Below are 26,522 nucleotides of genomic sequence, written 5' to 3' on the forward strand. Positions count from 1 at the left end.
GACCATCGGCTATGCCGCTCCGGGCGTGTGCCGCAACGCGAACCACAGCTCCATCCGGACGTCCGGGTCGTCCAGATCGGCGTCCAGCAGCGCCCCGCACTTGGCGATGCGCTGGCGCACGGTGTTGCGGTGCACGCCGAGCGCCCCGGCCGTCCGGTCCCAACTGCCGTGCAGGGAGAGCCAACTGCGCAGCGTCTCCAGCAGGGCCGGGGCGTCGAGCAGCGGTGTGAGCGCGAGATCCGGGGCCGCGCTGCGATGGTGGACGAGCGGGGTGCGGGTCGCGCGGGCCCGGGCCAGGGCGCGGGCCGCCTGGGCGTCGGCCAGCGGGAGGTCCCGGATGCCGGCCGGGGCGCTGACACCGGTCGCCCACCCCGGCAGCCCGGCGATCTCCTGGTCCGCGTGGAACAACGCCCGCACCTGATCGCCCTCCCCGTCGAGCAGCGGCGTGGGCAGCGCCGGGCGGGGCGGCGGCCCACCCGCGGACCCCGTCCACCGCAGCTGGGCGACCTGCCACTCGCGGGACCCCAGCAACCCGGCCACCTCCTCCGGGCGCGCGCCCAGCAGCAGTCTGACCAGCGCCGCGGACCGGTCCGCGGCCCGGGCCGCTCCCGCACCCTGATGCCGGCTGGTCAGCAGGGACAGCAGCACGACGGCCGCCCCGGCGACGGTGTGGTCCCCGCTGTCGCGCGACGGCCCGGCCAGGCCGAGCGCGGCGCCGCCCCGGCCGCTCACCGCGTACGCGGACAGCCGGGTGCCGCCGGCCGTGTCGGACGCGGACGCCGGGCGCGCACCCGCCGACGTCCCGCGCACCACATCGGTCAGCGCCGTCAGCGCCCGCGCCACGTCCTGCGGCGGCTCCTGCCCGGCCTGCCGGACCACGGTGCCGTCCGCGTCGACCAGCACCGCGAACCCGCCCGCGAACCGGGCCAGCTGACCGAGCACGGCCGCCACCGGATCGGGGCGCGCGGCAGCCGCGGCGAGGTGCTGCTGCGCCTGCGTGACGCGGCGCAGCTCCGCGTGCCTGGCCTGGGCCATCAGGCTCCACACGGCGCGCGCGATGCCGCTGAACGTCGTCCGGGGCGGCACTTCGAGGAGCGGCAGCCCGCGCCGCTCGCACGCCTCCACCAGCGCGCGCGGCACCGTGTCGTGCACCGGCGCGAGCCCGAAGCCGAGTGCCGCGCCGCCCGCCGCCACGATCTGCGTCACGTAGTCGTCGAAGTACGGGCCCGTGCCCGCGGCCTCGGTGGCGTGCGCGCCCGCGCTCAGCAGCAGCTCCCCGCCGAGCAGATACGGATACGGATCGGGCATCTCGGACGTGTGCACCCAGTGGACCACCACGTCGTCCGCCGGACCGCCCGCGATCAGCCGCAGCCCCAGGTCCTCGCGGGCCAGCAAGGTGCTCAGGGGGACCGGGGGAGTCGGGGGGACGGCTGCCGCGTCGGGCATGGTGGACGTTTCCTCTACTGACAGGCCTGTGGGTGGAGGAAACGTACACTTCAGCGCCGCTTCCCGGCCATCTAGGGTCGTGCCCCACACCCCCCGCACCCCCCGCTGAATCCCCGCCGAACCCCTCGCCGAAGAGCGTGAAGGAGGGCTGCCCCATGGCCGTCGACTACACAGTGATCGTCGTCTATCTCGCCGGGATGCTGGCCATGGGCTGGTGGGGCATGCGCCGCGCCCGGTCCAAGTCCGAGTTCCTCGTCGCGGGCCGCCGGCTCGGGCCCGGCATGTACTCGGGCACCATGGCCGCGATCGTGCTCGGCGGCGCCTCCACCATCGGCGGCGTCGGCCTCGGCTACCAGTACGGCCTGTCCGGCGCCTGGATGGTGTTCACCATCGGCCTCGGCCTGCTCGCCCTGTCGGTGTTCTTCTCGGCCCGCATCTCCCGCCTGAAGGTCTACACCGTCTCCGAGATGCTGGACCTGCGCTACGGCGGCCGCTCCGGTCTGATCTCCGGCATCGTGATGTGGGCGTACACGCTGATGCTGGCGGTCACCTCCACCATCGCCTACGCCACGATCTTCGACGTCATCTTCGACATGAACCGCACCCTGGCGATCGTCCTCGGCGGCTCCATCGTCGTCGCGTACTCGACGCTCGGCGGCATGTGGTCCATCACGCTCACCGACATGGTGCAGTTCGTCGTGAAGACCGTCGGCGTGCTGCTTCTGCTGCTGCCCATCGCCGTCGTCAAGGCGGGCGGCTTCGGCGCGATGCGGGCGAAGCTGCCGACGTCGTACTTCGACCCGCTGGGCATCGGCGGCGAGACCATCTTCACGTACGTCCTCATCTACACGTTCGGCATGCTCATCGGGCAGGACATCTGGCAGCGCGTGTTCACCGCGCGCAGCGACAAGGTCGCCCGGCTCGGCGGCACCGCCGCGGGCACGTACTGCCTCGTGTACGCGATCGCGGGCGCCGTCATCGGGACGGCGGCGAAGGTCATGTACCCGAAGCTGCCGTCCGCCGACTCGGCGTTCGCGACCATCGTCAAGGACGAACTGCCGGTCGGCGTAAGGGGTCTGGTGCTGGCGGCCGCGCTCGCCGCGGTGATGTCGACCTCGTCCGGGGCGCTGATCGCCTGCGCCACCGTCGCCAACAACGACATCTGGCAGCGGGTGCGCGGCGCGATCCGCCCCGAGCGCGACCACGGCGACGAGGTCTCCGGCAACCGGGCGTTCATCCTCGTCATGGGGCTCGCCGTCATCGGCATCGCGATCGCCCTGAACGACGTCGTCGAGGCGCTGACCGTCGCCTACAACCTGCTCGTCGGCGGGCTCCTCGTGCCGATCCTCGGCGGCCTGCTGTGGAAGCGCGGCACCGCCGCCGGCGCGCTGGCCGCCGTCGCGGTCGGCGGCCTGGCCGTCATCGGCCTGATGGCCGGCTACGGCATCCTCGCCAACGAGCCCGTCTACTACGGGCTGCTGTCCTCCCTCGTCGCCTACGTCGCCGTCTCCCTGGCCACCCGGCCCACCGACCCGGCGGTGCTCGCCCACTGGCGGGAGCGGCTCGCGGGGCGCGCGGAGGCGCCGGCCCCGGCGGCGGAAGCGGTCGCGGCGCAGCCGTGAGCGGCGCCCGGCCCACGAAGTGAACCAGTACCAGGAAAGAAGGCACGTGCGCATGACCAGCAGGGACATTTCACCCGCCACCGACACCACCGCCCCGGCGCGGGACGCCGCGCGGATCGGCGGCGACCTGGTGATCGAGACGCTGGCGGCCCTGGGCGCCGCCACGGTGTTCGGCGTGCCGGGCCAGCACGCGCTGGGCCTGTTCGACGCGCTGCGCCGCTCCGACCTGCGGTACGTGGGACTGCGCGTGGAGAACAACGCGGGGTTCGCCGCGGACGCGTACGGCCGCACGACGGGGACGGCCGCCCCGCTGTTCGTGTCCACCGGCCCCGGCGCGCTGATGTCGCTGGCGGCCCTGCAGGAGGCGGCCGCCGCCAGCGCGCCCGTCCTCGCCGTCTCCAGCCAGGTGCCGCTGGCGGGTGTCGGCGGCGGCCGGCACGGCTACCTCCATGAACTCCGCGATCAGGAAGCCGTGTTCAGGGGAGTCGTGAAGTCCGTGCACCAGGTGCGGACGCAGTCCCAGATCCCGTCGGCGATCGCGGCGGCCTGGGAATCGGCGCTCACGGCGCCGCGCGGACCGGTCTACGTGGAGATCCCGCAGGACGTACTGCTCGCCCCCGCTGCGCTGCCCGTCGTCACGCAGATCGACGCGACGCCGCGCGATCCGCGCCCGCGGCCCGAACTCACCGCTGCCGCGGCCGAGTTGCTGACCGCGGCCGAGCGTCCGGCGATCATCGCGGGCGGCGGCGTGGTCCGGGCCGGCGCGGCCGAGGAACTGCGCGCGCTCGCGGAGAAGGTGAACGCTCCGGTGGTGTGCACCTTCGGAGGCAAGGGTGCCTTTCCCTGGGAGCACCCGCTCTCCCTCCAGTCATGGCTGGAGGACCGGCACACGACCGCCTTCCTGGAGGACGCCGACGTGCTCCTGGTCGTCGGCTCGGGGCTCGGCGAACTCTCCTCGAACTACCACACGTTCGCGCCCCGCGGCCGGGTGATCCACGTCGAGGCGGACGCGGGCAAGCTGGAGGCGAACCATCCGGCCCTCGGCATCCACGCCGACGCCCGCCTGGCGCTCCAGGCACTCGCCGAGGCGGTCGACAAGCGCCCCGACGACGCCGCCGCGGACCGTGTCGCCGATGTCCTGACAGCCGTACGGGAACGCATCGAGGGGCAGGAACTCGGCCTGGAACAGCAGGTGTTGGCCGCCGTGCGTGACGCCCTGCCCGCCGACGCCCCGTCCTTCTGGGACATGACCATCCTCGCGTACTGGGCCTGGTCCGCCTGGCCCGGACCGCTGCACTCGGCGCAGGGCGCGGGCGGCCTCGGCTACGGCTTCCCGGCCGCGCTCGGCGCCGCCGTCGCCGACCCGACGACGCCCGTGCTCGCGGTATCCGGCGACGGCGGCGCCCTCTACTCGATCGCCGAACTCGCCACCGCCAAGCAGCAAGAGCTCGACGTGACCTGGCTGATCGTCGACGACGGCGGCTACGGCATCCTGCGCGAGTACATGACCGACACCTTCGGCGACACCGAGGGCACCGAACTGACCCGGCCGGACTTCGTGGCCCTCGCCGAGTCGTTCGGTGTGCCCGCGGTGCGCACGACCCCCGAGGCCCTCCGGGAGGACCTGGCGGCGGCACTCACGGCGCCCGGGCCGAACGTCGTCGTGCTGCCCGCGCTGCTGCGGATGTTCGCGCCGACGCACCTGGGCTGACGGATCCCTACACCGCGCCCGCCGGGGCGGAGCCGGACGCGCCCTCGATCAGCGCCGCCAGTTCGGCCCGTTCGGCCTCGGTGAGATCCGTCAGCGGCGGGCGGACCGGCCCGGCACCGTGGCCGGTGACGGTCATGCCGGCCTTGACGATGCTCACCGCGTAGCCGCCCTGCCGGTTGCGGATCTCGGTGTACGGCAGGACGAAGTCCGCGAGGAGCTTGATGACGGTGTCGTGCCGCCGCTCGCGCACCGCTTGGTAGAAGTCGAGGGCGAACTCGGGCAGGAAGTTGAAGATGGCCGACGAGTAGGTGGTGACGCCGAGTTCGAGGTAGGGCAGCGCGAACATCTCGGCGGTGGGCAGGCCGCCGACATACGTCAGGCGCTCACCGAGGCGCGTGTAGATGCGCGTCATGGCGTCGATGTCACCGATGCCGTCCTTGTACCCGATGAGGTTCGGGCAGGAGTCGGCGAGCCGGACGAGGGTGTCGGCGCTGTAGGCGGCGTTGGCCCGGCCGTACACGATGACCCCGAGGTTCGTGGCGCGGCAGACCGCCTCGACGTGCCGGGCGAGCCCTTCCTGTCCGGCCTCGGTGAGATAGGGCGGGAAGAGCAGGATGCCGTGGGCGCCGGCGCGTTCGGCGGCCCGTACGTACTCGATCGCGGTACGGGTGCCGTATCCGGCGGGGGCCAGGATCGGGGTGCCCTCGGGCGCGGCCCGCACCGCCGCGGCCACCACCTGCTCCGTCTCGGCGGCCGTCAGCGAGAAGAACTCGCCGGTGCCGCCCGCGGCGAAGAGCCCGCCGACCTCGTACGTGGACAGCCGCTCGATGTGGGCGCGGTAGGCGCCCTCGTCGAAGGACAGGTCGTCGGCGGTGAAGTGGGTGACGGGGAAGGAGAGCAGGCCCGAGCCGATACGGCGGCCGAGCTCCGAAGGGGTGAAGGACGTCATGGGTGGAGTGCTCCGGGAGGGAAGAGGAAGAGGTGGCGGGCGACCGGGTCAGGCGCGCCGGCCCACCTCGTGGGTGGCCTGGGTCCAGGAGCGCGCCTGGTCGGTGAGCGTGACGCCGAGACCCGGCCGGGCCGGAACGTGCATCCGGCCGTCGCTGATCGTCATCCGCTCCTCGAAGAGGGGCTCCAGCCAGTCGAAGTGCTCCACCCACGGCTCGATCGGATAGGCGGCGGCCAGGTGGAGGTGGATCTCCATGGCGAAGTGCGGGGCGAGCTGCAGGTGGTGGTGTTCGGCGAGCGCGGCCAGCTTGAGGAACTGGGTGATGCCGCCGATGCGCGGGGCGTCGGGCTGGATGACGTCGGCGGCGCCGTGCCGGATGAGCTCGTAGTGCTCGGCGACGCTGGCCAGCATCTCGCCGGTGGCGATCGGCGTGTCCAGCGAGGCGGCGAGCGCCGCGTGGCCCTGCGCGTCGTACGCGTCCAGGGGCTCCTCGATCCAGACGAGGCCGAACTCCTCCATGGCCCGGCCCATGCGCTGGGCCGTCGGCCGGTCCCACTGCTGGTTCGCGTCGACCATCAACGGCACGTCGTCGCCGATGTGTTCGCGGACCGCCGTCAGACGCCGCAGGTCCTGCTTGCCGTCCGGGTGCCCGACCTTGATCTTGATGCCGCCGATGCCGCTGGCCAGTGACGCGGTGGCGTTGTCCAGGACCTGGTCGGTGGGGGTGTGCAGGAAGCCGCCCGACGTGTTGTAACAGCGCACCGAGTCGCGGTGCGCGCCCAGGAGTTTGGCGAGCGGCAGACCGGCCCGCTTGGCCTTGAGGTCCCACAGGGCGATGTCGAGCGCGGCGATCGCCTGGGTGGCGACACCGCTGCGGCCCACGGACGCGCCGGCCCACACCAGCTTGGTCCACAGCCGGCCGATGTCGCTGGGGTCCTCGCCGATGAGGTTGTCGGCTATCTCCTTGGCGTGGGCGAACTGGGCGGGGCCGCCGGCGCGCTTGGAGTAGCTGAAGCCGATCCCGGTCCGTCCCTGCGCGGTCTCGATCTCCGCGAACAGGAAGGCGACTTCGGTCATCGGCTTCTGCCGTCCGGTGAGCACCTTGGCGTCGCTGATCGGGGTGGCCAGGGGCAGGGCGACCGACGAGAGTCTGATCCAGGTGATCGAGTCGAGAGCGGCCTCGCCTCGAAGGCCGGCGACGGGGGTGGCTGCGTGCGTCATGGTCACCACTTCATGTTCCTGGGGATGCGCGGACGGCGGGGTGGGAGGTCTCGCCGTGGACGACCTTGACGCTAAGGTCGGCGATTGATCCACGTCAAACATAGTTTTTGGATGCGTTGATACCCGGAGGGCATCGTTGTTCACGCTCGCTCAGCTCGTGAGTTTTGTGGCCGTCGCCGAAGAACTGCACTTCACACGGGCCGCCGAACGGCTGCGGATGACCCAGCCGCCCCTGAGCCGCCAGATCCAGCTCCTGGAGCACGAGTTGGGCGTGCAGCTCCTCGACCGCACCAACCGCACGGTCCGTCTCACCCCGGCGGGCCGGGCCTTCCTCAACGAGGCGCGCACCATCCTGCGCCAGACCGAGGCCGCCACCCTCGCCGCGCAGCAGGTCTCCGCGGGCGAGGCCGGGGCCATCGCCGTCGGCTTCACCGCCGCCAGCGCCTACTCGTCGCTCGGCACGCTCCTCGACGTGGCCCGCTCCGTCATGCCCGGCACCGAGATCGTGCTCCGGGAGAAGGTGACCCGCGACCAACTCGAGGCGATCGCCGACGGCTCGCTCGACCTCGGCATGATCCGCCCCTCCAGCACCGGCCCCGATCTCGTCACCCGGCCCGCCATAAGGGAGGGCCTCCTCGCGGCCGTGCCCCTGGACCATCCGCTGGCCGAGGGCGAAGGTCCGCTGCGGATGGGCGAGTTCGGCGGGCAGGACGTGCTCATGTACTCGCCGGTCGAGGCGCGGTACTTCCACGAACTGCTGGTCAGCGTCTTCCGCACGGCACAGGTCACGCCCCGGTTCACCCAGTACCTCAGCCAGGTCCACAGCCTGCTCGCCATGGTCAACGCGGGCTGGGGCATCGCGTTCGTGCCGGCGGCGGCCGCGCAGATGCGCTTCTCCGGCATCACGTTCAGAACGCTCGAACTGCCCGACCCGACGCCCGTCGAGCTGCATCTGGCCTGGCGGAGGGCCAACGACAACCCCGCGCTGCACGCGCTGCTCCAGCACCTGTGACGCCGGAGCGGTGGCTTCCGCATCGGTCGCCCGTCATACCGGGAAGGTATCGCAGCCTACAAAAATCGATGTAGACGGGAATGGGCGCTGAACCTACGGTCAACTCCAGCCACAGGCCATGTGGCTCGGACCACACGCGGCAGAGCCGCCGCCCCTCCAGGTCTAGGAGAACGACCGCCATGACAGCGCTCAACCGGCAGGACGCCCCGGTGACTTCAGCTGCCCCCGCCAGAGCCGGCCGCCTCAGGTACGTCATTCTGGCCATGCTCTTCGTGGTCACGACCATCAACTACGCCGACCGGTCCACCCTGTCGATCGCCGGCGACACCATGCAGCGGGAGCTGCACATCAGCTCGGGTGAACTGGGCCTGCTCTTCTCCGCGTTCTCGTGGTCGTACCTCATCGCGCAGATCCCCGGGGGCTGGCTGCTCGACCGCTTCGGCTCGAAGAGGGTCTACGGCGCGGCCATCTTCCTGTGGTCGGTGTTCACCATGGCCCAGGGGGCCATCGGCTTCTTCGCGGGCGCCGCGGTCGTGCTGCTGTTCATCCTGCGCTTCGTCGTCGGGTTCGCGGAGGCGCCGTCGTTCCCGGGCAACTCCCGGATCGTCGCCGCCTGGTTCCCCACGAAGGAACGCGGTTTCGCGTCCGCGCTGTTCAACTCCGCCCAGTACTTCGCGACGGTCGCCTTCGCCCCGCTGATGGGCTGGCTCGTCACGGCGCTCGGCTGGGAGCACGTCTTCACCGTGATCGGCGGCGTCGGTGTCGTCCTGGCTCTGATCTGGACCCGGGTCGTCCACCCGCCGCGCAGCCACCCGAGGATGACCGACGCCGAACTCGACCACATAGGCGCGGGCGGCGCGCTGATCGACATGGACAGCCCGGCGCCCGGCGCATCCGGCACGGCCCGCACCGGGCAGGACGGCGGACTGCGTCACGTCAAGACGCTGCTGACCAACCGCAACATGCTCGGCATCTTCATCGGCCAGTACTTCATCAACACCATCACGTGGTTCTTCCTGACCTGGTTCCCCGTCTACCTGGTGCAGGAGCGCGGGATGAGCATCCTCGAAGCGGGATTCGTGGCGTCGCTGCCCGCCCTGTGCGGCTTCACCGGCGGCGTCCTGGGCGGCTATCTCTCCGACCTGCTGGCCCGGCGCGGCGTCAGCCTCACCGTGGCACGGAAGATCCCCATCGTCACCGGTCTGCTGCTGTCCACCACGATCATGATCTGCAACTTCGTGACGGCGTCCTGGCTCGTCGTCCTCATCATGTCGCTCGCCTTCTTCGGCAAGGGGCTCGGCGCGCTCGGCTGGGCCGTGATCGGCGATGTCGCCCCGAAGCAGATCGCGGGCCTCGCGGGCGGCGTCTTCAACGCCTTCGGAGCCGTCGCGGGCATCGTCACGCCCCTGGTCGTCGGCTACCTCATCGACGCCACCGGCTCCTTCGACCTGGCCCTCGCCTTCGTCAGCGTCTGCGCCGCCCTGGCCGTCGTCAGCTATGCCGTCATCGTCAAGGACATCAGGCGCCTGGACCTCGACGAGCTCGAATCCGCGGACGCCCCGCGCAGCACCCGGACCGTCTGAGGGCTTGAGGGCGAAACGATGAGGGGCGGGCCCTGACACCCCGCCCCTCACCGCGTCCGTCCCTCACGCCACCATCGGCTGTCCGTTCTCCACCTCGGCGGCCGCCGCGCCCCGCTCACCGAGGCGCTCCGTCGGTACCTTGTGCGTCTCGCGCGCCGTGACACCCGTGATCACCGGCGGCAGGCACAGCGCGGCGGTGAACAGTGCCACCGCGAACCAGTCGGTGCCGTCCGGGCCCGCGATCTGCGCCGCGAACGTCACCGCGAACCCGGCCACGGCGAAGCCGATCTGCGTGCCGATCGCCATGCCGGACAGACGGACGCGGGTCGGGAACATCTCGCCGTAGAACGAGGGCCACACCGCGTTGGCCGCGCTGTAGACGACACCGAAGGCGAGGATGCCGAACACGAACGTCAGCGGGTACGACCCGGTCGAGATCGCCCAGAGGTAGCCGAACATCAGCAGCGCGCTGCCGGCCGCGCCGGTCAGGTAGACGGGGCGGCGACCGATGCGGTCGGCGAGCCGGGCCCACAGCGGGATCGCGCCGAGCGCCACGAGATTGGCGAGGGCGCCGACCCACAGCATCGCCGAACGGTCCATGCCCACCGCGTCGCTCGTCGCGTACGACAGCGCCCATACGGTGAAGATCGTGCTGACCGAGGCGACGAGCGCGCCCCCGATCACCCGCAGCACGTCCGCCCAGTGGTCGCGCAGCAGCACGACGAGCGGAAGCCGCGCCACGCCTTCCGTGGCCGAGGTCTGGCGGGAGAACTCGGGCGTCTCGTGCAGGGTGCGGCGGATGACGTAGCCGACGACGGCGACCGCGACGCTCAGCCAGAACGGTATCCGCCAGCCCCACGACAGGAGTTGGTCCTCCGGCAGTGCCGCGATCGGCAGGAAGACCAGGGTGGCCAGGAGCTGGCCCGCCTGAGTGCCGCTGAGCGTGAAGCTCGTGAAGTAGGCGCGGCGGTGCGGCGGTGCGTGCTCCAGCGTCATCGAACCGGCACTCGCCTGTTCGCCGGCCGCCGAGATGCCCTGCAGGACCCGGCACAGCACCAGGAGGACCGGGGCGAGGGAACCGACCTGGCCGCGGGTGGGCAGACAGCCGATCAGGAACGTCGACAGACCCATCAGGACCAGCGTGAACACCATGATCTTGCGACGGCCGAGCCGGTCGCCGACATGGCCGAGGAAGAAGGCGCCGACCGGGCGCGCGGCGTAGGCCACGCCGAACGTGGCGAGCGAGAGCAGCGTGGCGTTCGCCGGATCGGACTCGTCGAAGAAGACCTTCGGGAAGACCAGCGCGGCCGCACTGCCGTAGATGAAGAAGTCGTAGTACTCCAGGGCGCTGCCGATCCAGGCGGCGAGCGCGGCCTTGCGGGGCTGGCCCTGCGGGGCTCGGGGCGGTGCTGCGGGGACGGACACACGGGCTCCTTCGGGGGACGGGAAGGGGAGAGGTGCCGGGGCCCGGTGGGGTGAGCGGGTCGGCGGAGCCGGAAAGCGCGTCCGGCTAATTAACCCACTGGATAGTTAGTAGCGGGTGGCTACGGATGTTGCGCCGGTGTTACCCGCCTGTCAAGGGGTCGTGCCGAGGGAGATGCCGCGGACTACGCGTCCGGGCGGTCCGCCGTCAGATAGGCGATGACCATGTCGCCGAGCATCGTGCGGTAGTGCTCGCGCCGGTCCTCGGCGGTCAGGTCGCGGCCGAACAGGGCGCCGAAGGTGTGCCGGTTCGAGACCCGGAAGAAGCAGAACGAGCTGATCATCGCGTGCAGGTCCACGGCGTCCACGTCCGCGGTGAAGAGACCCTGTGTGCGGCCCTCCTCCAGGATCCGCCGGATCACGTCGATGGCGGGCGAGTTGAGGGAGCTGAGCGTCTCGGACGCGGTGATGTGCTCTGCGTCGTGGATGTTCTCGATGCTCACGAGCCGGATGAAGTCCGGGTGGGCCTCGTGGTGGTCGAAGGTCAGCTCCGCGAGCCGGCGGATGGCGGCCACCGGGTCGAGGTGCTCGACGTCCAGGTCCCGCTCCGCGTGCCGGATGACCGCGTACGAGCGCTCCAGGACGGCCGTGAACAGCTGTTCCTTGCCGCCGAAGTAGTAATAGATCATCCGCTTCGTGGTGCGGGTGCGAGCGGCGATCTCGTCGACGCGCGCCCCGGTGTACCCGGCGCGGGCGAACTCCTCGGTGGCGACCGCGAGGATCTCGGCCTTCGTGCGGGCCGCGTCGCGGATACGGCCCTCGCGTCGCGCCGGTTCTTCGACAGTGGTCATCAGGATCCTTCGGGCGGACGGACGGCGGGCCTGTGCAGGTGATTGTAGAAGCAGCGCCTGCTCCCGCCCCGGGTGCGGCCCTTCCCTCACGGCGCCAGGCTTGATATGAGTAACGAACCAGTTCGTACATTAGCGTCGGGCGGTTGCCCGGCCAGGAGGTCCCACGTGCCCCAGGACTCGTATCTCGTCGGTCTGATCGGAGCCGGAATCGGCCCCTCGCTCACTCCCGCCCTGCACGAGCGCGAGGCCGACCGGCAGGGGCTGCGCTGCCTCTACCGCCTTCTCGACATCGACGCCCTCGGCCTGCGGCCCGAGAACGTGGGGGAGCTGCTGCGCGCCGCCCGCGACGTCGGCTTCGACGGGCTGAACGTCACGCACCCGTGCAAGCAGCTCGTCATCGAGCACCTCGACGCCCTGTCCCCGCAGGCCGAGGCGCTCGGCGCCGTCAACACCGTGGTGATCGCGGACGGCCGCGCCACCGGCCACAACACCGACGTCACCGGATTCGCCGCCTCCTTCGCGCGCGGCCTGCCCGACGTCCGCACCGACCACGTCGTGCAGGTGGGCGCCGGGGGAGCGGGCGCCGCCGTCGCGCACGCCGTGCTCACCCTCGGCGCGGGCCGGGTCACCCTCGTCGACGCGGCGCCCGAGCGGGCCGCCGCGCTGGCCGACTCCCTCGACCGGCACTTCGGCGCCGGACGAGCGGCCGCCGCGGCCCCGGACGCGCTCGCCGACCTGCTCGCCGACGCCGACGGCATCGTGCACGCCACCCCCACCGGCATGGCCGCGCACCCCGGACTGCCGTTCCCCGCCGACCTGTTGCACCCCGGCCTGTGGGTCGCCGAGGTCGTGTACCGACCGCTGGAGACGGAGCTCGTGCGCACCGCCCGCGCGCTCGGCTGCGCCGTGCTCGACGGCGGCGGCATGGCCGTCTTCCAGGCCGTCGACGCGTTCCGGCTCTTCACGGGGCGCGAGCCGGACGCCGGACGCATGCTCGACCACTTCGCCCGACTCGCCCAGCCGGCCGGCACGTTGAAGTCCTCGGGAGCCGCTGCCGGCACCGCCTGACCGCCCCCGCCCGCAGAGCCCCACGCGACCTTCCCTTCCCCTCGCAGGAGTCCGCCGTGCGCACCTCCATCGCCACCGTCTCGCTCAGCGGGTCGCTCACCGAGAAACTGACCGCCGCCGCCCGCGCCGGGTTCGACGGCGTCGAGATCTTCGAGAACGACCTGCTCGCCAGCCCCCTCGCCCCCGAGGAGATCCGGGGCCTGTGCGCCGACCTCGGTCTGCGCATCGACCTGTACCAGCCGATGCGCGACATCGAGGCCGTCCCCGCCGACGTGTTCGCCGAGAACCTGCGCCGCGCCGAGCACAAGTTCCGTCTCATGCAGCGCCTCGGCGCCGACACGGTCCTCGTCTGCTCCAGCGTCTCGCCGCTCGCCGCGGACGACGACGCCCTCGCCGCCCGCCACCTGCGCCGACTCGCCGAGCGCGCGGCCGACTTCGGGATCCGCGTCGCCTACGAGGCGCTCGCCTGGGGCCGCCACGTCAACACGTACGACCACGCCTGGCGCATCGTCGAGGCCGCCGACCACCCCGCACTCGGCACCTGCCTCGACAGCTTCCACATCCTCTCCCGGGGCCGCGAACCCAAGGACCTCGAAGGCATCGCCGACATCCCCGGCGACAAGATCTTCTTCCTCCAGCTCGCCGACGCGCCGCTGCTCGCGATGGACGTCCTGCAGTGGAGCCGCCACTACCGCTGCTTCCCCGGCCAGGGCGATCTCGACGTCGCGGGACTGCTGCGGCACGTGCTGCGCACCGGCTACGCGGGCCCCCTGTCCCTGGAGGTGTTCAACGACGTGTTCCGCCAGGCCGAGGCCGGGCCCGCGGCCGTCGACGCCCTGCGCTCCCTCCTCGTCCTCCAGGAGGCCGTCGGCGAGGGCGAGCTGCCGCCGCCCGTGGTGCCCACCGGCGTCGCGTTCGCCGAACTCGTCACCCCCGACGTCGAACCCGCCGCCGCGCTGCTGACCGCGCTCGGCTTCACCCGCACCGGCCGCCACCGCGGCAAACCCGTCGACCTGTGGGAGCAGGGCCCGGCCCGCGTCCTGCTCAACACCGGGCCCGCCGCCCGCCGCGACGGCACCGTCCTGGCCGCCGTCGGCCTGGAGACCCCGGACCCGGTGGCCGCCGCCCGACGCGCCGAGGCCCTGCTCGCCCCCGTGCTGCCGCGCCGCCGCTCCACCGGCGACGTGCTCCTCGACGCGGTCGCCGCCCCCGACGGCACCGAACTCTTCTTCTGCGCCACCGACCGGCCCGGACACCCCAGCTGGACCACCGACTTCGCGCCCACCGGCGAGCACGCCGACGACCACGCGGGCATCCGGGGCATCGACCACCTGGCGCTCGCCCAGCCCTGGCACCAGTTCGACGAGGCCTCCCTGTTCCACCGGGGCGTCCTCGGACTCGACGCCCAGCCGAGCGTCGACGTCGCCGACCCCTACGGCCTGCTCCGCAGCCGTGCCTTCACCAGCGCCGACGGCGCCGTCCGCATCGCCCTCGGCGTGGGCCCCGCGCCCGGCGACGAGCACGCCCGCGCCCAGCACATCGCCCTCGCCACCGACGACGTCGTCACGGCCGCCCGGCGCTTCCGCGCGGCCGGCGGACACCTGCTGCCCATGCCGGCCAACTACTACGACGACCTCGCCGCACGCTTCGAGTTCGCCCCGGGCGAGCTGGAGACGTACCAGGAACTGGGCATCCTCTACGACCGCGACAGCCAGGGCGTCTTCCGCCACTGCTACACGCACACCCTGGGCCGCGTCTTCTTCGAACTGACCCAGCGCGACACCGGCTACCGCGGCTACGGCGCCCAGAACGCACCCGTGCGCCTCGCCGCCCAGCACGGATCGGGGGCGCCGCCGCGGACTGCGATCGGGTAACGAGATCACGGGAATCTCATCAGGCCCCAAGAAAACACGCATACGCTCAGGAACCGACGGAACCGACTGACGAGCCGTCCCGGCGGGGGAGCGATGAGGCAGACGAAGGGTCTGGACGGGCGGGTGCTGCCCGCCCTGCCGTACTGCGTGATGGCACTCGTGGTCGTCACCGAAGTGCTCACGCCCACGGGATTCGGCCTGCTGCCCCTGATGTCGCTCGGCCCGGCGTTCGCGGGCCTCGTCGGCAGCAAGCGGCGCACCGCCCGCATCGGTGCCGTCGCCGCCCTGCTGTGCGTCGTCCTCGCCGCGTCCGACGGCACGCTCGGCAGGCGGCGCGTGTACATCGCGGTGGTCAGCGTCGCCGGGGTCACCGCGGCCGGCCTGCTCGCGGTGGCGCTCCGGGAGCGCCGCGACGCCGAACTGGCCAGCGTCCGCTCCATAGCCGAGGTCGCGCAGCGGGTGCTGCTGCGTCCGGTGCCCCGCGTCGCGGGCGAACTGCGGGTGGCGGTCTCCTACACCTCGGCCGTGGCGCAGGCCCGGATCGGCGGCGACCTGTACGAGGTGGTGGTGGCGCCCGGCGGCACCCGGGCCGTCATCGGCGACGTCCAGGGCAAGGGGCTGGAGGCCGTGGAGACCGCGGCGCTGGTGCTCGGCGCCTTCCGCGAGGCCGCCCACGACGAACCCGAACTCGCGGGCCTGGGCGGCAGACTGGCCCGCGCCGTCGACCGCGAGCTGGAGGGCGAGCGGTTCGTCAGCGCCCTGCTCGTCGAGGTGCCGACGGGCGGTGGCGCCGTCACGTTCCTCAACTTCGGGCACCCGCCGCCGCTGATCGTGCGCGCCGACGGCACCACCCTGTTCCCGGAGCCGCCCCGGTACGCGCTGCCGCTCGGCCTGAGCGAGCACGGCGGGGACCAGCCCCTGCCGTACACCGTCGGCTTCGCACCCGGCGACCAGATCCTGCTCTACACGGACGGGGTGAGCGAGACACGGGACGGGGCCGGGGACTTCTACCCGCTCGCCGAGCGCGTGTCCCTCCTCAAGGACCCCGACGCCGAGGCGGCCATCGAGCGGCTGCGCACGGACCTGGTGGACCACGCGACAGGACCGCTGCACGACGACGCGGCGATGCTGCTGCTCCGCCACCGCGAAGCCTGACCCGGCCCGCCCCGGCTACTTCCCGGCCTGCTCGGCCACGCGCTGGAGCCGGTCGCGGTACTCCTGCCACCACGCCGGATCGTGCGAGGGCAGGCTGTCGTTGTCCTCGCGCCATCCCACCGCGCCGTCGAGGCCCTCACGGAGGATGTCGGCGTGCCCCGCGTGCCGCTGTGTGTCGCCGAGCACCCGGACCAGTACGTGGTGGAGCGTCACTTCATTGCGCTCCTTAGGCCACCACGGCACCGCGCCGACCGCGTCCAGCGGGAGGGCGTGGACCGAGGCGTCGGTATGGGTCCAGGCCCGCCGGTAGCGCTCCACGATCAGCTCGCGCGACTCGTCGGCGGTCGCGTACGAGTCCTCGTCCGGATCGGGCAGCGGCACGTCGTGCGCTCTGCCGAACGTGTCGCAGAGGTAGCCCAGCTCCACCGACGTCACATGCTTGACCAGACCCAGCAGATTCGTGCCGGTCGGCGTCAGCGGACGGCGGATGTCGTACTCCGACAGCCCTTCCAGCTTCCACAGCAGCGCGTCGCGGGCGTCCTGCAGATAGCGGAGCAGGTCCTTCTTCTGTTCGATCTCGCTCATGCCGGGAGTCTGCCCTGCGCGTCCGGCCGGCCCAAGGCGATTTCCACCAGCGGGTGCACCACCGCCCCGGATGGGTTTCGATGGCCGGGTGCGACACAAGCAGCAGGGCGCCCCGAACGATCCGCTCACCGCGCTCCTCGACCGGGTGCGGGTCCGGCTGCGCGACCTCGACGACGGCGAGCCCGCCTCGTACATCCCCGAGCTGAGCGGCGTCGACCCGGACCTGTTCGGGCTGAGCCTGTGCGCCCTGGACGGCCAGGTCTACGGCAGCGGCGACACCACGGCCCCGTTCACGGTGCAGTCCGTGTCCAAGCCGTTCGTGTTCGCCCTCGCCCTCGCCGACCGGGGCCTGGAGGAGGTCCTCGCGCGGGTCGGCGCCGAGCCCAGCGGGGAGGCCTTCAACTCCATCCGCCTGGAGCCCGGCACCGGCCGCCCGCCCAACCCGATGGTCAACGCCGGTGCCATCGTGACCAGTTCACTGGTCGCCGGAGACACTCCCGAGGCCCGCTCCGCCCGCATCCTGGACGGCCTGAGCGCCTTCGCCGGCCGCCCGCTCGACGTCGACGAGGCGGTGTACGCCTCCGAGTGCGCGACCGGCGACCGCAACCGGGCCCTCGCCTACCTCATGCACAACGCGGGTTCGCTCACCGGTGACGTGGAGGAGCAGCTCGGCGTCTACTTCCGGCAGTGCTCCGTCCTCGTCACCTGCGACGACCTCGCCGTGATGCACGCGACCCTGGCCGGCGGCGGCGTCAACCCGGTCACCGGCCGCCGCGTCGTCGCCCCGCGCCACGCCCAGCACGTCCTCGCCGTCATGGCGACCTGCGGCATGTACGACGCGTCCGGCCACTGGATGCTCAAGGTCGGCATGCCCGCCAAGAGCGGGGTGTCCGGCGCGATCGGCGTGGCCCTGCCGGGACAGTTCGGCATCGGCGTGTTCAGCCCGCCCCTGGAGGAGAAGGGCAACAGTGTGCGCGGCATCGCCGCCTGCCACCTGCTCTCCGACCAGTTCGGGCTGCACCTGATGCGGGCCGTCGACCCGCAGCGCCGCCCACTGCCGCCCCGCTCCCTGCACGGCACTCCGCTGCGATCCCTGCGCCACCGGCCGCGGACCCAGCGCGCCGCCCTGGACGCCCACCCGGACCGGATCCGCGTCCACGTGCTGCAGGGCGACCTGGACTTCGCGACCGCCGAGCAGACGCTGCGCGTGGCCCATGAACTGACCCCGGCCGTCGGCTGGTTCGTGCTCGACCTGACGCGCGTCGGCCGCGTCGAGACCGTCGCCGCCGATCTGCTGCGGGCCCTCGGCGCGGATCTGCGCGGGCGCGGCGTGCGGATGGTGCTCGCCGACCCCGACGAACGGCAGGCCATGAGCCGCACCTCGGACGAGTTCCCCGACCTGGGGCGGGCCCTGGAGACCTGCGAGGACGACCTCCTCACCGCCCTCGGGCTCGACCCCGACGATCCGGTCCCGCTCGCCGCCTGCGACCTGTTCGGCCGCGCCGACGAGCGGCTGCGCCCGGCCCTCGCCGAGGCCTTCGACACCTTGCACCTCGACGCCGGGCAGACGGTCGAACCCCCGGCCGCCCGGCCGGGCGAACGCATCGTCCTCTGGTACGTCGAGTCGGGGCGCCTCGCCGTCTGCGCCGACGCCGCCGGCGCGGTCTCCCCGCTGCGGACGTGGTCGGCCGGACCCGGCGCCGCACTCACCCCGGCCGACTTCCCCGCCCGCTTCGCCCGGCAGGTCCTCGCCGAACGCGACACGTCCTGCCGCACGCTCACCGCCGCCGCACTGGTACGGCTGCGGGACCGGGTGCCCGACGCGGTGGCGTTCCTGGAGCGGGCGCCGCTGGAGGGCGCCGAGACCGTCGACCGCCCCTAGGCCTGTCCCTCAGCGGCCGTTGGCGGAGAAGTGCTGATAGTCCGGGTGCGCCCAGCGCGCTCCCCACGCCCAGCCGACGCGCCGCATCGCCGTCGTCACGGCGTCCCCGGCGCGCAGCATGCCCGGCGCCCGCCGACGCCGGTCGAGGAACCGGGCTCCGGCCGCCGGATGGACCCGGCCGTGCACGTCCACGTACGGGTTCTCCAGGGTGTTGATGTCGACGGCGTCACCGTAGGAGTGCTGGGAGACCACACCGGCGTTCCCGGTCACCCCGCGGCAGTTGAAGGCGGACGTGTTGTCGTCGGCCATCGCGGCTGTGTCACTTCCGTTGTACGCCGCCATGGGCCGCATCCTGCGGATCGGGAACCGGGCGGCGAACGCCTTCCTGAAGACGTACACCACGTCGTCGACGACCCGCTCGTGCACGACGATCTCACCGCGGTGCACCCGGCCGTCGAACCCCCAGTGGTCGAGCCGGACCGAGCGCAGACGACGCGGCGCCACGGGACAGCCGCGATGCCACGTCCGGCCCAGCTGGGCCGTGGTGACACCCCGTACCTGGTACGTGAACCGGGGCGGGGCCTCCACGGCACGGGCCGGCCCGGCGACGACGGTCGCGAGCAGGGCGGTGAGCAGGGAGGTCAGCAGGAGGAAGCGGCAGCGGTGGGGCACCGGGTCAACCTAGAGGGCGTCTCCCGCGCGGGAGACGTGAAACGCCGGGGACCGGTGTGACGAGCCCCCGCCCAGCGGACAGGGCAGGACCGGGGTGCCCGATGCCGATTGTCAGTGGTGGCTGCGAGGGTGGACGGCATGGACGAGCAGGAGTTCATGCAGGGAAGGGTGTACGGCGCCGACCACGAGGACGCGGGCCCGCGGCCCTGGCGTGCCTACGCGCAATTGGTGGGCGGCCCGCTGGACGGGCTGCTCCTGGATGTCACCGACCGGCCCGACCAGGAAGGGGCAGCGGTCGTCGCGCTCCCCACCGAACTGGGCGCGTTCGGTCCGGGAGGCCGTGCGCTGTACCGGCCCGTGGACAGCGGGGGAAGCCGCCTCGCCTGGCAGGGAGACGCGCCATGATGGGGGACGGTCACGCTGGACCGGGCCGATCCCTTGTGGGCGGACACGGCCGGCACCGCCGTGTACGTGCACCGGACGGCGGTGCGCCATTGGGCCCGCGGCCTGGGCGCGGTGATCCTGGACTGGGCCGAACGGACCGCGCGACAGCACGACGCGGTGGCGCTGCGGCTGGACTGCGTGCGGTCCAACGGACGACTGCGCGCCTCCTACGAGGACCGGGGGTTCACGCACCGCGGCGATGTGCCGGTGGGCGGCGCCCCCGGACAGCGGGCGGAGGAGGGCCCGGTGACGTGGGCCAGCCGGTACGCGCGGCTCCTCGCGCCATGACGCCCGCAGAGCGACTCCGCACTCCGGTGCACACCCCGCGGCAGCCGTCGCCATAATGGCCGCGTGACTGCCACCCGGTATCCCAACTCCCTTTCCCCGAAACGTTTTCCGGTGGTCATCGTGGGCGCCGGTCCCGCCGGACTCACGGTGGGGAACATCCTGCGGGCCGCGGGGATCGACTGCGTGGTCCTGGAGCGCGAGACGCGCGCGTTCATCGAACGGCGCCCGCGCGCGGGCGTCATCGAGGAGTGGGCGGTACGCGGCCTCGAGAAGCGCGGCCTCGCCGGGAACCTGCTCGCGCGGGCCGGCCGGCACACCGCCTGCGAGTTCCGCTTCGAGGGGGAACGACACCGCTTTCCCTACACCGAACTGACAGGCAGTCACCACTTCGTCTACCCGCAGCCGCTGCTGGTCACCGACCTGGTGCACGAGTACGCCGATGCGCGCGGCGGCGACATCCGCTTCGACGCCCGAGACGTACGGCTGCACGACGTGGACACCGACCGGCCCTCGGTCTCGTACACCAGCCCCGACAGCGGCCGGCGGCACGTACTGCACTGCGACTTCGTCGCCGGGTGCGACGGCGCGCGCGGCACCGGCCGGAGCGCACTGTCCGCCGGCCCGGTCCGCGTCGCACGGCACGACTACGGCATCGGCTGGCTCGCGCTGCTCGCCGAGGCGCCGCCGTCCGCGGACTGCGTGCTGTTCGGCATGCACCCCGACGGATTCGCCGGGCAGATGCCCCGGAGCCCGGACGTCACCCGCTACTACCTCCAGTGCCCGCCCGGCGACGACCCGGACGGCTGGCCGGACGACCGCGTCTGGGAGCAACTGCACCGCCGCCTCGCCGCGACCGGCGCCGCGCCGCTCACCGAGGGCCCGCTCATCGAGAAGCGCGTCCTGGACATGCACGACTACGTGGTCGAACCGATGCGGCACGGGCGTCTGTTCCTGGCCGGAGACGCCGCCCATCTGGTCGCGCCGATCGCGGCCAAGGGCATGAACCTCGCCCTGCACGACGCCTTCCTCCTCGGTGACGCCCTCACCGCGCACATCCGTCAACTCCCGGACGCGGAAGCAGGACTGGCGTCGTACTCGCAGACGTGTCTGCGCCGCGTCTGGGACTACCAGGAGTTCTCGCAGTGGCTCTCGGAGGTGTACCACGGGGCGGCCACGGGCGACCCGTTCCGCACCGGCACCACACTCGCCCGGCTGCGCCGTCTGTTCACCTCACCGAGCGCGGCGGCCGCCTTCGCCGAGCAGTACCTGGGCACCGCCGAGCGCTACTGACGCGCCCCCGTCGGGCGGCGCCGTTAGCGTGGCGCCATGTATGCGACACGGATGTCCCATCATGTGAACGCCTCGCCCGGCGCCGTCTACCGCGCGCTGCTGGACGCGGACGCGGTCGCCGCGTGGCGGACGCCCGCCGGGATGCGCGGCCGGGTCCACGAATTCGACGCGCGCGAGGGAGGCAGGTTCCGGGTGTCGCTCACGTACGACGCGCCCACGGCCACCGGCAAGTCGGACGCCCGCACCGACACGTACCACGGCAGCTTCGTGCGGCTCGTCCCGGACGAACAGGTCGTCGAGGAGCTCGAGTTCGAGACCGCCGACCCGGCGCTGCGCGGCACCATGACGATCACCACCACGCTCACCGCGGCCGGCGGCGGCACCGACGTCCTCCTCGTCCACGAGGGCGTCCCCGACGCGGTGCCCGCCGCCGACAACGAGACGGGCACCCGGATGGCCCTCGCGAACCTGGCCCGGTACGTGGAGGGGCGGGAGCGCCCGGCCCCGAACCAGGCGACGGGCTGAGGCAGCAGCCGACGTTCGCGGTCACCTGCGGTCATTCGACGCGGGCACGGCCCGAGACGCCCTGCAGCAGGCGGCGCCGCTGCGCGCCGTCCGTCGCGGCCGCCACCGCGGTCAGCGCCAGCGCCACCGCGCCGTCGAGGACCGCCAGGTCGGCGCCCGGTGACTTCCCGTACGACGCGAAACCGGCCGTGTGCTGCAGGGCGCCACCGGTGTCGTAGCCGATGGTCGGGTGGATCGACGGCAGCAGACGCGAGACGTTGCCCATGTCCGTGGACGCCATCGTCTCGCCGCGCCGGGACACCGGGTCGCGACCCAGTGCGCGGGCCGCGTCGACGTAGGCACGGGTGAGGAAGTCATCCTGGCGCAGATCCGCGAAGTCCCTTCCACGGGGCTCCAGTTCGAGGCGGGCACCGGTCGCCAGGGCGCCGGCCTCGAAGCAGGCGCGGACCCGGTCCTGGGTGGCCGCGAGCTGCTCGACCGTGGGGGCGCGCACTTCGTAGCGGGCGCGGGTGAGTTCGGGGACGACGTTCGGCGCGCCACCGCCGTCGGTGACGATGCCGTGGACCAGGGACCCCGGGGGCAGGTGCTGGCGCAGCAGGCCGAGCGCGGTCTGGGCCACGGTCAGCGCGTCCAGCGCGTTCACGCCCTCCCACGGCGCGAGGGCCGCGTGCGCGGGCCTGCCCCGGTAGGTGATGTCCCACGCGCCGATCGCGAGGGACGACGCGCCGACGCTGTCGTCGGCCGCGGCGTGCACCATCATCGCCGCCGCCACGTCGTCGAAGACCCCGGCCTCGACGAGCAGCACCTTCCCGCCGATGTCCTCCTCGGCCGGGGTGCCGATCAGCCGGACCGTGATGCAGAGCCGGTCCGCCACGGCCGCGAGGGCGAGCGCCGCGCCGACGGCCGCGGCGCCGTTCACGTTGTGCCCGCAGGCGTGCCCGATACCCGGCAGCGCGTCGTACTCGGCGCAGAACGCCAGCACCAAGTCTCCTGATCCGTACGTGGCTTGGAAGGCCGTGGGCAGGGCGGCGAGAGGGCGGGTCACCGTGAAGCCCGCCGTCGTGAGGAGCTCGGTGAGCTTGGCCGCTGAGCGGTGCTCCTGGAGAGCGGTCTCGGGCTCGTCGTGCAGGCTGTGGCTGAGCGCGACGAGATGCTCGCGCCAGGTGCCCACCGCCCCCTGTACCGCTGCGCGTACCGGGTCGGGTTCGTGTACCGCGTCGGGTGCGCGTACCGCATCGGGGGCGGTCCGTGGCGTTGTCATACGAGGCCTTCCTTCGGGGTGACGGGGGAGACGGGTGCGGTGGGGTGCGGAGCGGGCGTCCGGCGCTCGCCGTAGACCAGCCCCAGGGCCGCCCCGAGCAGTGCCACGGCGCCGCACACACCCCAGCTCCACTGGTAGCCCGACAGAGCAATGCGGCCGCCCGTGCCGCCCAGTTGATGCGCCGCGAACAGGCCGCCGATGACGGCCGCGCCGATCGCCGCGCCCAGCGACAGGGCCAGTTCGTTGAGCGCGACGGCCAGCGCTGTCTGCCGCTCGGGCACGATCTCTGCCGACAGCGTCCGCGTGATCGACTCGAACAGGCCCGTCGCCAGGCCCACGAGCAACGCCGACGTGACGTACTGGGGGAGCGTGGCGTGGAACAGGATCATGCCGAGGAAGCCCACCGCGACGAGGACGCCGCCGGTCGCGAGCACGGCCCGGTCACCGATGCGTCGTGCGAGCCGCGGCGTCGCCGTGGAACCGGCGAACCCCGCGACCACCATCGCCAGTGACACGGTCGCGATGGCCTGCGGACCGAGGCCCATGCCGTACCCGGTGCGGGCCGGGTCGGAGCCGAGGAACAGGGCGTTGGCCCCCAGGAAACCGATCGTGCCGAACGCCGCGCAGAACGTGTGCGCGCTGACCACCGCGAGCCGCCGGTCGCTCAGCATGCGTACGTTCACCAGCGGATGCGCCGCACGCCGCTCGACCGCCACCCACGCCCCGAGCACCGCCACGGCGAACGCCCCGGTGCCCAGGGACCGCGCCGACGCCCAGCCCCAGGCACCGCCCTGCGCGAGCACCAGGACGAGCGCCACCAGACCGGCCGTCAGCAGGGCTGCCGCGCCGTAGTGGAACCGGCCGCCGCGCGGCCCGTCGCTGTCCGGCAGCAGCAGACCGGCGACCAGGGCGACGACCGCGACCGGAACCGCCGCCCACAGACCCGCCACGGCGTGCCGTTCACTCAGGGCTCCCGCCACCAGTCCGCCCACACCGATGGCGATCAGCAGCGCGCCGACCAGGAGCGAGATGCCGGTACGGCCGCGTTCGGGGGCGCGGGAGCGCAGGATCCCCGCGAGCAGCGGGAAGAACCCGACGAGCGCGCCCTGCAGCACCACGCCCACGGCGAGCGTCGGCACCGTCGGCCACACCGCCATCAGCAGCGAACCCGCCGTCACCATCGTCAGCGCCACCCGCAGCAGCCGCCGGTGCCCGTACAGGTCACCGAACCGCGACAGCAGCGGCGTCAGCACGGCGAACGCGCACTGCGACAGCAGGTACAGATTGTTCTGACCCACACCGCCGATACCCAGCTGACGGCCCAACTCCGGCAGCAGCGGCGTGAGATAGCCCTGCACGACACCACCGAACGCCACGACCACCGCCATCGCGGCGAGCATCCCGCGACCGGTGCCGAGGCCGCCCGGGACAAGGGCCGGGGGCCGTCTGCCCGCCGTAGAACCTGCTGCGCCCACATCTGCGCCCACGTCTGTGCCCACAGGGGGCCTCCTTCTGGTGGCCGGAATCGAAAGTGCTGGCTACTGTGCGGGCGGCGGCCGTACGCGACCGCCGATTCGACGGAAAGATGCAGGGAGCACACCGCGCATGCGAGAAACGGTCACCGTCAGCGAGCTGGACCTCGCCCTCGTCAACGCCCTGCAGCTGCGCCCGCGGGCCCCCTGGACCGATCTCGCCCCGGCGCTCGGCGTCACCGCGAGCACCCTCGCCCGGCGCTGGGAGCGGCTGACCGAGCAGGGGCTGGCGTGGGTCTACGCCGCGCCCGGCCGGGAGTTCTCCAGGAGCCGCTGCACCGCGTTCGTGCTGCTGCGCTGCCGCCCCGGCACACGGCGCCGCGTCGCCGAGCGGCTGTGCCGGTTCGAGGAGGCGGCGACGGTCGAGCTGACCGGGCCCGGCAGCGCCGACCTGCTCCTCGACGTCCTCGCCCCGGACCTGCCCGCGCTCACCCGCTTCCTCACGACCCGGCTCGAGCCACTGCCCGGTCTCGTCTCCGTCGACTGCCTCTTCGCGACGTCCCTCTCCGTCGAGGGCAGCCGCTGGCGCCTGCGCTCGCTCGCGCCCACCCAGCTGACAGCCCTCGGCGCCACGGCATCGGGAGCGCGGGAACCGGTCCCTGTCCTCGAACCCGACACGGTGGACCGTGCGCTGCTGGAGGCGCTGGTGGGCGACGGCCGGCTGGGACTCGCCGCGCTCGCCGACCATGCCGGCACCAGCCCGGCCACCGTCCGCCGCCGGCTGCACCGCCTCGCCGACTCCGGGGTCCTCACCTTCCGCTGCGACATGGCCCCCGTGCTGGCCGGCCGGCCCGTCCCGGTGTCCTTCCTCGCCCGGGCCCCGGCACGCGACACGGCCACCGTGCACCGGACCCTGGCCGCGCTGCCCGAGTGCCGGGTGGTCGCGTCGGTCACCGGCAGCGCGAACATCTTCACCACGCTGTGGGTGCACGACCTCGCGGACATCCAGCGCCGCGAGACCGCCCTGGGCGCCCGCCTGCCCACCCTGACGGTGACCGACCGCATCGTGGGCCTGCACACGATGAAACGCATGGGCCATCTCCTGGACGAGGACGGCCGCCGCGTGGGGCTGCGGGCGATCCGCCCCTGGTGACCCGTCGCGCCCGCCGGCGCTCAGCCGGGGAGGGTGCGGAAGCGGCGCCGGTACTCCGTGGGTGTCGTGTCCAGCTGGCGGCGAAAGGCCCTGACGAGCGTGTCCGTCGTGCCGAACCCGCACGTGGACGCGATGCGTTCGAGGGTCGCGTCGGTGGACTCCAGCTGGTTGCGGGCCCGCTCGACCCGGGCGGACTCGATGTACCCGGCCGGGGTGGTGCCGAGCTCGGTCTTGAAGATGCGGGTGAGCTGCCGCTCGCTGACGTGGGCGTGCGCGGCGAGGTCCGTGACCGTGAGGTGCTCGCCGAGGTGAGCCGTGACGTAGAGGCGCAGATCCTCGGTGCGCCGCGTGGTGGAGGCGGGTTCGAGAGGCACGCTGAACTGGCTCTGCCCGCTCGGCCGCTTGAGGTACATCACCAGCTGCCGGGCGATGCGCAGGGCCGTGGCCTCGCCGAAGTCGTCGGCGACGAGGGCGAGGGACAGGTCGAGGCAGGCGCTGATGCCCGCGCCGGTCCACACGTCGCCCTCGCGGATGAAGATGGGGTCGGCGTCCACATCGATCTCCGGGTGGTCGGCGGCGAGTTGCTGCGCCGTCGACCAGTGCGTAGTGGCCCGCTTGCCGTCGAGCAGACCGGCCGCGGCGAGGAGATGTGCGCCCACGCACACGGAGGTGATGCGCCGGGACCGCCCGGCGAGGGTGCGCACCCGGTCGACCACGACGGGATCGGTCAGGGCCCGCACCCGGCGCTCGTCGTCGACATCGACGGACCCGGGCACCAGCAGGGTGTCGATGGAGCGCTCGGCGACCTCCGCGAACGTGGCGTCCGGCAGCAGGCGCACCCCCGCCGAGGTGGTGACCGGGTCCCTCGTCTCGGCGGCCAGGACGACGTCGTAACCCGTCGCGTCGGCCGTCTCGCGCCGTGCGAGCGCGAAGACCTCCGGTGGTCCGGTGACGTCGAGCAGATCGACGCCCTCGAAGAGAACGATGACGACGAGGCGCTCGACGGTGCTCACTGGGTCCCCCGGGTGGATCGGCA

General features: G+C 72.8%; 23 protein-coding genes. 13 read left to right on the forward strand and 10 right to left on the reverse strand.

Annotation, left to right across the window (positions count from 1 at the left end):
- Nucleotides 1–9 precede the first annotated feature (9 nt).
- The gene (locus ACQUQD_RS38270) at nucleotides 10–1,446 is read right to left on the reverse strand and encodes a PucR family transcriptional regulator (protein WP_428956821.1); all 1,437 of its coding nucleotides are present in this window, start codon (nucleotides 1,444–1,446) and stop codon (nucleotides 10–12) included.
- Nucleotides 1,447–1,601: 155 nt separating this feature from the next.
- Here ACQUQD_RS38270 and ACQUQD_RS38275 point away from each other — a divergent pair, with 155 nt between their 5' ends.
- Together ACQUQD_RS38275 and ACQUQD_RS38280 are read left to right on the forward strand one after the other, a co-directional pair.
- On the forward strand, nucleotides 1,602–3,068 hold the full coding sequence (locus tag ACQUQD_RS38275; RefSeq protein WP_428956822.1) for a sodium:solute symporter: 1,467 nt from the start codon (nucleotides 1,602–1,604) through the stop codon (nucleotides 3,066–3,068).
- A gap of 52 nt (nucleotides 3,069–3,120) precedes the next feature.
- Nucleotides 3,121–4,779 carry a thiamine pyrophosphate-binding protein gene (locus ACQUQD_RS38280; RefSeq protein WP_428956823.1) on the forward strand — a complete coding sequence of 553 codons (1,659 nt, stop codon included), beginning with the start codon at nucleotides 3,121–3,123 and terminating at the stop codon, nucleotides 4,777–4,779.
- Between the two features lie 7 nt (nucleotides 4,780–4,786).
- Here ACQUQD_RS38280 and kdgD read toward each other — a convergent pair whose 3' ends face one another.
- Both kdgD and ACQUQD_RS38290 read right to left on the reverse strand, forming a co-directional pair.
- Nucleotides 4,787–5,728: a 5-dehydro-4-deoxyglucarate dehydratase gene (kdgD, locus tag ACQUQD_RS38285; protein ID WP_428956824.1), complete on the reverse strand. Its 942-nt coding sequence runs from the start codon at nucleotides 5,726–5,728 to the stop codon at nucleotides 4,787–4,789.
- Between the two features lie 48 nt (nucleotides 5,729–5,776).
- Nucleotides 5,777–6,949 (reverse strand): L-talarate/galactarate dehydratase, encoded by a 1,173-nt coding sequence (locus ACQUQD_RS38290; RefSeq protein ID WP_428956825.1) that lies wholly within the window; start codon nucleotides 6,947–6,949, stop codon nucleotides 5,777–5,779.
- A 136-nt stretch (nucleotides 6,950–7,085) separates the two neighbouring features.
- On the opposite strand from ACQUQD_RS38290, the gene ACQUQD_RS38295 reads away from it, so the two are divergent.
- Entirely contained in the window at nucleotides 7,086–7,961 is an 876-nt protein-coding gene (locus ACQUQD_RS38295) for a LysR substrate-binding domain-containing protein (RefSeq protein ID WP_428956826.1), read from the forward strand.
- A 179-nt stretch (nucleotides 7,962–8,140) separates the two neighbouring features.
- Nucleotides 8,141–9,544, forward strand: coding sequence for an MFS transporter (locus ACQUQD_RS38300; RefSeq protein WP_428956827.1), 1,404 nt, complete (start codon nucleotides 8,141–8,143; stop codon nucleotides 9,542–9,544).
- 63 nt (nucleotides 9,545–9,607) lie between these two features.
- Here the strand turns inward: ACQUQD_RS38300 and ACQUQD_RS38305 are convergent, their stop codons facing one another.
- Both ACQUQD_RS38305 and ACQUQD_RS38310 read right to left on the reverse strand, forming a co-directional pair.
- Nucleotides 9,608–10,969, reverse strand: coding sequence for an MFS transporter (locus ACQUQD_RS38305; protein WP_428956828.1), 1,362 nt, complete (start codon nucleotides 10,967–10,969; stop codon nucleotides 9,608–9,610).
- 182 nt (nucleotides 10,970–11,151) lie between these two features.
- The gene (locus ACQUQD_RS38310) at nucleotides 11,152–11,817 is read right to left on the reverse strand and encodes a TetR/AcrR family transcriptional regulator (RefSeq protein WP_428956829.1); all 666 of its coding nucleotides are present in this window, start codon (nucleotides 11,815–11,817) and stop codon (nucleotides 11,152–11,154) included.
- A 165-nt stretch (nucleotides 11,818–11,982) separates the two neighbouring features.
- On the opposite strand from ACQUQD_RS38310, the gene ACQUQD_RS38315 reads away from it, so the two are divergent.
- From ACQUQD_RS38315 to ACQUQD_RS38325, 3 genes are all read left to right on the forward strand, one after another.
- Nucleotides 11,983–12,885, forward strand: a complete 903-nt coding sequence (locus tag ACQUQD_RS38315) for a shikimate dehydrogenase (RefSeq protein ID WP_428956830.1) — start codon at nucleotides 11,983–11,985, stop codon at nucleotides 12,883–12,885.
- A gap of 56 nt (nucleotides 12,886–12,941) precedes the next feature.
- Nucleotides 12,942–14,759: a bifunctional sugar phosphate isomerase/epimerase/4-hydroxyphenylpyruvate dioxygenase family protein gene (locus ACQUQD_RS38320; protein WP_428956831.1), complete on the forward strand. Its 1,818-nt coding sequence runs from the start codon at nucleotides 12,942–12,944 to the stop codon at nucleotides 14,757–14,759.
- 93 nt (nucleotides 14,760–14,852) lie between these two features.
- Nucleotides 14,853–15,914, forward strand: coding sequence for a PP2C family protein-serine/threonine phosphatase (locus ACQUQD_RS38325; protein ID WP_428956832.1), 1,062 nt, complete (start codon nucleotides 14,853–14,855; stop codon nucleotides 15,912–15,914).
- A 15-nt stretch (nucleotides 15,915–15,929) separates the two neighbouring features.
- On the opposite strand, the gene ACQUQD_RS38330 is transcribed toward ACQUQD_RS38325, so the two are convergent.
- On the reverse strand, nucleotides 15,930–16,499 hold the full coding sequence (locus ACQUQD_RS38330) for a DinB family protein (protein ID WP_428956833.1): 570 nt from the start codon (nucleotides 16,497–16,499) through the stop codon (nucleotides 15,930–15,932).
- A gap of 88 nt (nucleotides 16,500–16,587) precedes the next feature.
- Here ACQUQD_RS38330 and glsA point away from each other — a divergent pair, with 88 nt between their 5' ends.
- The gene (glsA, locus tag ACQUQD_RS38335) at nucleotides 16,588–18,381 is read left to right on the forward strand and encodes a glutaminase A (RefSeq protein ID WP_428956834.1); all 1,794 of its coding nucleotides are present in this window, start codon (nucleotides 16,588–16,590) and stop codon (nucleotides 18,379–18,381) included.
- 9 nt (nucleotides 18,382–18,390) lie between these two features.
- On the opposite strand, the gene ACQUQD_RS38340 is transcribed toward glsA, so the two are convergent.
- Entirely contained in the window at nucleotides 18,391–19,053 is a 663-nt protein-coding gene (locus tag ACQUQD_RS38340) for a M15 family metallopeptidase (protein WP_428956835.1), read from the reverse strand.
- 138 nt (nucleotides 19,054–19,191) lie between these two features.
- Here ACQUQD_RS38340 and ACQUQD_RS38345 point away from each other — a divergent pair, with 138 nt between their 5' ends.
- From ACQUQD_RS38345 to ACQUQD_RS38360, 4 genes are all read left to right on the forward strand, one after another.
- Nucleotides 19,192–19,458 (forward strand): hypothetical protein, encoded by a 267-nt coding sequence (locus ACQUQD_RS38345; RefSeq protein ID WP_428956836.1) that lies wholly within the window; start codon nucleotides 19,192–19,194, stop codon nucleotides 19,456–19,458.
- Nucleotides 19,459–19,491: 33 nt separating this feature from the next.
- Nucleotides 19,492–19,785 (forward strand): GNAT family N-acetyltransferase, encoded by a 294-nt coding sequence (locus tag ACQUQD_RS38350; protein WP_428956837.1) that lies wholly within the window; start codon nucleotides 19,492–19,494, stop codon nucleotides 19,783–19,785.
- 111 nt (nucleotides 19,786–19,896) lie between these two features.
- Nucleotides 19,897–21,075, forward strand: coding sequence for a 4-hydroxybenzoate 3-monooxygenase (locus ACQUQD_RS38355; RefSeq protein WP_428956838.1), 1,179 nt, complete (start codon nucleotides 19,897–19,899; stop codon nucleotides 21,073–21,075).
- Between the two features lie 36 nt (nucleotides 21,076–21,111).
- Nucleotides 21,112–21,600 carry an SRPBCC domain-containing protein gene (locus tag ACQUQD_RS38360; protein WP_428956839.1) on the forward strand — a complete coding sequence of 163 codons (489 nt, stop codon included), beginning with the start codon at nucleotides 21,112–21,114 and terminating at the stop codon, nucleotides 21,598–21,600.
- Nucleotides 21,601–21,631: 31 nt separating this feature from the next.
- Here ACQUQD_RS38360 and ACQUQD_RS38365 read toward each other — a convergent pair whose 3' ends face one another.
- Both ACQUQD_RS38365 and ACQUQD_RS38370 read right to left on the reverse strand, forming a co-directional pair.
- Nucleotides 21,632–22,861 (reverse strand): amidohydrolase, encoded by a 1,230-nt coding sequence (locus tag ACQUQD_RS38365; RefSeq protein ID WP_428956840.1) that lies wholly within the window; start codon nucleotides 22,859–22,861, stop codon nucleotides 21,632–21,634.
- Nucleotides 22,858–24,249, reverse strand: coding sequence for an MFS transporter (locus ACQUQD_RS38370; RefSeq protein ID WP_428956841.1), 1,392 nt, complete (start codon nucleotides 24,247–24,249; stop codon nucleotides 22,858–22,860). The genes ACQUQD_RS38365 and ACQUQD_RS38370 overlap by 4 nt, the downstream gene beginning before the upstream one ends.
- 217 nt (nucleotides 24,250–24,466) lie before the next feature.
- Here ACQUQD_RS38370 and ACQUQD_RS38375 point away from each other — a divergent pair, with 217 nt between their 5' ends.
- Nucleotides 24,467–25,486 (forward strand): Lrp/AsnC family transcriptional regulator, encoded by a 1,020-nt coding sequence (locus ACQUQD_RS38375; RefSeq protein ID WP_428956842.1) that lies wholly within the window; start codon nucleotides 24,467–24,469, stop codon nucleotides 25,484–25,486.
- Nucleotides 25,487–25,506: 20 nt separating this feature from the next.
- On the opposite strand, the gene ACQUQD_RS38380 is transcribed toward ACQUQD_RS38375, so the two are convergent.
- Nucleotides 25,507–26,499 (reverse strand): GlxA family transcriptional regulator, encoded by a 993-nt coding sequence (locus ACQUQD_RS38380; RefSeq protein WP_428956843.1) that lies wholly within the window; start codon nucleotides 26,497–26,499, stop codon nucleotides 25,507–25,509.
- Nucleotides 26,500–26,522: the final 23 nt, after the last annotated feature.

This window comes from Streptomyces sp. cg35 (assembly GCF_050410835.1).
Classification (GTDB): domain Bacteria; phylum Actinomycetota; class Actinomycetes; order Streptomycetales; family Streptomycetaceae; genus Streptomyces.

Coding starts and splice junctions, on each gene's coding strand:
- ACQUQD_RS38360 (WP_428956839.1), top strand. CDS start 21,112: ATGTATGCGACACGGATGTCCCATCATGTGAACGCCTCGCCCGGCGCC.
- ACQUQD_RS38330 (WP_428956833.1), bottom strand. CDS start 16,499: ATGAGCGAGATCGAACAGAAGAAGGACCTGCTCCGCTATCTGCAGGAC.
- kdgD (WP_428956824.1), bottom strand. CDS start 5,728: ATGACGTCCTTCACCCCTTCGGAGCTCGGCCGCCGTATCGGCTCGGGC.
- ACQUQD_RS38345 (WP_428956836.1), top strand. CDS start 19,192: ATGGACGAGCAGGAGTTCATGCAGGGAAGGGTGTACGGCGCCGACCAC.
- ACQUQD_RS38310 (WP_428956829.1), bottom strand. CDS start 11,817: ATGACCACTGTCGAAGAACCGGCGCGACGCGAGGGCCGTATCCGCGAC.
- ACQUQD_RS38280 (WP_428956823.1), top strand. CDS start 3,121: ATGACCAGCAGGGACATTTCACCCGCCACCGACACCACCGCCCCGGCG.
- ACQUQD_RS38365 (WP_428956840.1), bottom strand. CDS start 22,861: ATGACAACGCCACGGACCGCCCCCGATGCGGTACGCGCACCCGACGCG.
- ACQUQD_RS38270 (WP_428956821.1), bottom strand. CDS start 1,446: ATGCCCGACGCGGCAGCCGTCCCCCCGACTCCCCCGGTCCCCCTGAGC.
- ACQUQD_RS38375 (WP_428956842.1), top strand. CDS start 24,467: ATGCGAGAAACGGTCACCGTCAGCGAGCTGGACCTCGCCCTCGTCAAC.
- ACQUQD_RS38370 (WP_428956841.1), bottom strand. CDS start 24,249: ATGGCGGTGGTCGTGGCGTTCGGTGGTGTCGTGCAGGGCTATCTCACG.
- ACQUQD_RS38290 (WP_428956825.1), bottom strand. CDS start 6,949: ATGACGCACGCAGCCACCCCCGTCGCCGGCCTTCGAGGCGAGGCCGCT.
- ACQUQD_RS38325 (WP_428956832.1), top strand. CDS start 14,853: ATGAGGCAGACGAAGGGTCTGGACGGGCGGGTGCTGCCCGCCCTGCCG.
- ACQUQD_RS38300 (WP_428956827.1), top strand. CDS start 8,141: ATGACAGCGCTCAACCGGCAGGACGCCCCGGTGACTTCAGCTGCCCCC.
- ACQUQD_RS38275 (WP_428956822.1), top strand. CDS start 1,602: ATGGCCGTCGACTACACAGTGATCGTCGTCTATCTCGCCGGGATGCTG.